Origin of the sequence: Streptomyces sp. HSW2009 (genome assembly GCF_040240285.1) — a bacterium.
GTDB lineage: Bacteria > Actinomycetota > Actinomycetes > Streptomycetales > Streptomycetaceae > Streptomyces.
Genome location: NZ_JBEHZD010000592.1, coordinates 1 through 4,469 on the forward strand (window position 1 = coordinate 1; position 4,469 = coordinate 4,469).

Sequence of the window (4,469 nt, forward strand, 5' to 3'; positions counted from 1 at the left end):
GGGGGGGGGGGGGGGCCGGGGGGGCCGGGGGGGGGGCCCCCCCGCGGGGGGGGGGGGGGGGGCGCCCGCCCCCCCGGGGGGGGGGGGGGGGGGGCCCCCGGGGGTGGTCCGGTAACGGGCCGGGGCTAGAACGCCGCCTCGTCCAGTTCCATCAGCGACTGGTCGGTGGTCTCGGCCAGCGCGCGCTGGGTGGCCACACCGGGCAGCACGTGGTGCGCGAAGAACTTCGCCGCGGCGACCTTGCCCTGGTAGAAGGGCACGTCCTTGGCGGGTACGGAGCCGCCGGCCAGCTTGCCCGCGGCGACCGCGGCGCCGCGCAGCAGCAGGTAGCCGATGATCACGTCGCCGGAGGCGAGCAGCAGCCGGGTGGTGTTCAGGCCGACCTTGTAGATGGCCTTCACGTCCTGCTCGGTGGCGGCCAGGTCGGTCAGCATCGAGCCGACGATGGCCTCCAGGTCGACGGCGGCCTTGGCCAGCTCGGCCCTGGCCGCGGCCAGCTCATCGCCGCCGGTGGCGGCGCCGAGGAAGCCCTTGATCTCCTCGGAGAGCGAGGTCAGCGCCTGTCCCTGGTCCCGGACGATCTTCCGGAAGAAGTAGTCCTGGCCCTGGATGGCGGTGGTGCCCTCGTAGAGCGTGTCGATCTTGGCGTCCCGGATGTACTGCTCGATCGGGTACTCCTGGAGGTAGCCGGAGCCACCGAAGACCTGGAGCGACTGCGCCAACTGCTCGTAGGACTTCTCCGAGCCGTAGCCCTTGACGATCGGCAGCAGCAGGTCGTTCAGGCCGTGCAGCGCCTTGGCGTCCTCGCCGGCGGCCTCCTTGACCAGGATGTCGTCCTGCACGGACGCGGTGTAGAGCACGAGCGCGCGCATGCCCTCCGCGTACGCCTTCTGCGTCATCAGCGAGCGGCGCACGTCGGGGTGGTGCGTGATGGTGACGCGCGGCGCGCTCTTGTCCGTGAAGGCGGCCAGGTCGGGGCCCTGTACGCGCTCCTTGGCGTAGGCGAGGGCGTTCAGGTAGCCGGTGGAGAGCGCGGCGATGGCCTTGGTGCCGACCATCATCCGGGCGAACTCGATGATCCGGAACATCTGCCGGATGCCCTCGTGCTTCTCGCCGATCAGCCAGCCCTTGGCGGGGTGCCGGTCGCCGAAGGTCATCTCGCAGGTGTTGGACGCCTTGAGGCCCATCTTGTGCTCGACGTTGGTCGCGTACACGCCGTTGCGCTCGCCCAACTCGCCGGTCTCGAAGTCGAATGCGTACTTCGGGACGAGGAAGAGGGACAGCCCCTTGGTGCCCGGGCCGTGGCCCTCGGGGCGGGCGCGCACGTAGTGCAGGATGTTCTCGGACATGTCGTGCTCGCCCGAGGTGATGAAGCGCTTGACGCCCTCGATGTGCCAGGAGCCGTCGTCCTGCCGGACCGCCTTGGTGCGGCCGGCGCCCACGTCGGAGCCGGCGTCCGGCTCGGTCAGCACCATGGTGGAGCCCCACTGCTTGTCCACCGCGAGCTTGGCGATGTGCTTCTGCTGCTCGGTGCCCTCCTCGAAGAGCACGCCGGCGAAGGCCGGGCCCGACGCGTACATCCACACCGCCGGGTTGGCGCCGAGGACGTTCTCGGCGAAGGCCCACAGCAGCGAGCGGGGGGTGGTGGTGCCGCCGATCCCCTCCGGGATGCCGAGCCGCCACCACTCGGCGTCCATGTACGCCTGGTAGCTCTTCTTGAAGGTGTCGGGGAGCGGCGCGGTGTTCGTGTCCGGGTCGAAGACCGGCGGGGTGCGGTCGCCGTCCACGTACGAGTCGGCGATCTCGTTCTCCGCGAGCCTGGCGGTCTCCGCCAGCACGCTCTTCGCGGTCTCGACGTCCATCTCGGCGAACGGGCCGGTGCCGTACAGCTTGTCGCGGCCGAGCACCTCGAAGAGGTTGAACTCGACGTCGCGGAGATTCGACTTGTAGTGCCCCATGGCGACGGCTCCGTAAGGCTCGACCCAGCGCGCGGCGGAGCGCCTGCACCGGGAGGTGGGATCGGTCTCGCATGCGTTTCCAGCGATGACCTTCATGATGCTACCCACCGGTAATAAGAGGCAACCCTCAATCGACCAACTGTGACTCAGTACGCTCTATGACATGTACGGCTACGACCAGAACGCGAGTGGCGGGCAGCAGTACGCGGCCCCGCCGCCACCGCCGCAGCAGCCGCCGCACCAGGGGCACCAGGCCCCGCATGGCCACCCGTCCGCACACGGGCACCAGGGGCATCAGCAGCACCCGGGTCAGCCGGGCGCGGGCTACGGCGAGCAGCCGCTGTACCCGGAGCCGTCGCCCCCCTCGCTCACCGACGCGGTACGCGCCTTCACCACGGGCACCATGGCCCCGGAGGACTTCCAGCAGATCTTCTCCACCTCGAAGATCTACTGCCCGCGCGGCGACAACCCCGGCTTCCTGGCGCTGCACAACACCCAGCAGCCGGTGATCCCGATGTTCACCTCGCTCAAGGAACTCCGCCGCTACGCCGGCAAGGAGTCCAAGTACTTCGTGATCACCGGCGCCGAGGTGCTCGACCTGCTCCCGACGGGGTACGGCTTCGTCCTGGACATGGAGGGCGACCACCGGATGGTCTTCGACGCGAAGGCGGTGGAGCAGATGGTGGACTACGCGATGCGACAGATGTACGGCTGAGCCTGCCGGCTCGGGGTGGCCCGGGGTGACTCCGGGCGACCTGGAGGCGGCTCGGGGCGGCGCTTGGGGCCGGCCTTGGGCGACTCGGGGCTGCTCCCGGTGACCTGGGGGTTGCTCGGGGTGGCTCGGGGTGACCTGGTGTCGGCTGCGGGTGGCCCTGGGTGGACCGGGTGGCCCGAGGCCGTCGCCCGGCCCTCGCCTCGCACCCGCGAAACCCGCTCTGACCTGGCCTGATGCAACCCGGTTCGGACCGCCCGTACGGCGGTCCGGCCCGGGTTTCGTCGGGCGGGGGGGGCCAGGACTCCGGCGGGATGCTGGCGGGGCTCCGGCTGGGGGTGTCCGTGGGTAGGCGGGACACGGGTTACGGGCCTGTCGGCGGGGTCCGGCGGGGTGGCTGAAAGGGGCCGTGAACGGGGTGCGGGAATGCGCACGCCTTGCAGGTCGTTCACCGTTCAACTAAGTTGAATGCGGAACGACCGAGGAGGCCGTCATGCCCGCCGTAACCGTTGACAACCCGTTGACCCTGCCGCGCGTCTCCGCGCCCACCCCCCGCGCGGGTGAGGCGGCGCCGCGGCCCAGGCCCGTGCTGGCCGTGTCCACCGCGCCCAGCGGCTTCGAAGGCGAGGGCTTCCCGGTGCGCCGGGCCTTCGCCGGGATCGACTACAAGCACCTCGATCCGTTCATCATGATGGATCAGATGGGCGAGGTGGAGTACGCGCCGGGTGAGCCCAAGGGCACCCCCTGGCACCCGCACCGCGGCTTCGAGACCGTCACGTACCTGATCGACGGAACGTTCGTCCACCAGGACTCGCACGGCGGTGGCGGGGTCATCAACGACGGTGACACCCAGTGGATGACCGCCGGCTCCGGGCTGCTGCACATCGAGGCGCCGCCGGAGTCGCTGGTGGTCAGCGGCGGTCTCTTCCACGGCTTCCAACTCTGGGTGAACCTGCCGCGCAAGGACAAGATGATGGCGCCCAAGTACCAGGACATCGGGGGCGGCCAGGTCAAGCTGCTGACCTCGGCCGACGGTGGCGCGCTGCTCCGCCTGATCGCCGGTGACCTGGGCGGCCACCGCGGCCCCGGCGCCACGCACACCCCCATCACGATGATCCACGCCACGCTCAACCCCGGCGCCGAACTCACCCTGCCCTGGCGCCCCGACTTCAACGGCCTCGCGTACGGCATGGCCGGCCGCGGCACCGCCGGTGTGGAGGGGCGTCCGTTCCAGATGGGGCAGACGGCCGTCTTCGGGCCGGGCGACACGCTCACCCTGCGCGCCGACGAGTCCCAGGAGTCGCGCAGCCCGAACTTCGAGGTCGTCCTCCTCGGCGGGCTGCCCATCCGCGAACCCATGGCGCACTACGGCCCGTTCGTGATGAACACCCGCGCCGAACTCCAGCAGGCGTTCGACGACTTCCAGAAGGGACTGCTCGGTACGGTGCCCGCTGTGCACGGAATGTCCGAAGGCGGGCTGTAAAGCTCGCGCCCCGCGCCGCGCGTCCGGCCCGGGGCCCACCGGCCGGCGGCGGCCCGCGGTACGGTCACGCCTACCACGGCCGCCCCGGCCCGGGCGCGCGGTGGGACGAGCAGTGCGAACGCGCTCGTGAACGTGGACGCGTACGTGCCCGGCGCCCGTGTTCATGAACGCGGGCGCGAGCGCGAACGCGACCGGGGTGCGCGCGGGGCCCCCCCCCCCGGGGGCCCCGGGGGGCCCCGGCCCCGGGGCCGGCCGGGGGGGGGGCGGGGGGACCGGGGGGCGGTGGGCGGCGCCGTGGGGCCTGGACCGGATCTGT

The 4,469-nt window shown here is 71.5% G+C and carries 3 protein-coding genes; 2 read left to right on the forward strand and 1 reads right to left on the reverse strand.

All coding sequences use genetic code 11. The annotated features are described in order from the left end of the window. Positions 1–125: 125 nt before the first annotated feature. Positions 126–1,958, reverse strand: a complete 1,833-nt coding sequence (locus AAHZ94_RS29135) for an acyl-CoA dehydrogenase (protein ID WP_349996635.1) — start codon at positions 1,956–1,958, stop codon at positions 126–128. A gap of 163 nt (positions 1,959–2,121) precedes the next feature. Between AAHZ94_RS29135 and AAHZ94_RS29140 the strand changes: the two genes are divergently transcribed. Continuing rightward, on the forward strand, positions 2,122–2,673 hold the full coding sequence (locus AAHZ94_RS29140) for an SseB family protein (protein ID WP_349996637.1): 552 nt from the start codon (positions 2,122–2,124) through the stop codon (positions 2,671–2,673). Positions 2,674–3,163: 490 nt separating this feature from the next. Next, positions 3,164–4,153 carry a pirin family protein gene (locus AAHZ94_RS29145; RefSeq protein ID WP_349996638.1) on the forward strand — a complete coding sequence of 330 codons (990 nt, stop codon included), beginning with the start codon at positions 3,164–3,166 and terminating at the stop codon, positions 4,151–4,153. The last annotated feature ends 316 nt before the right edge of the window (positions 4,154–4,469 follow it).

Excerpts from the sequence above, each read along its gene's own strand:
- AAHZ94_RS29145 (WP_349996638.1), top strand. The coding sequence starts at position 3,164 with ATGCCCGCCGTAACCGTTGACAACCCGTTGACCCTGCCGCGCGTCTCC.
- AAHZ94_RS29135 (WP_349996635.1), bottom strand. The coding sequence starts at position 1,958 with ATGGGGCACTACAAGTCGAATCTCCGCGACGTCGAGTTCAACCTCTTC.
- AAHZ94_RS29140 (WP_349996637.1), top strand. The coding sequence starts at position 2,122 with ATGTACGGCTACGACCAGAACGCGAGTGGCGGGCAGCAGTACGCGGCC.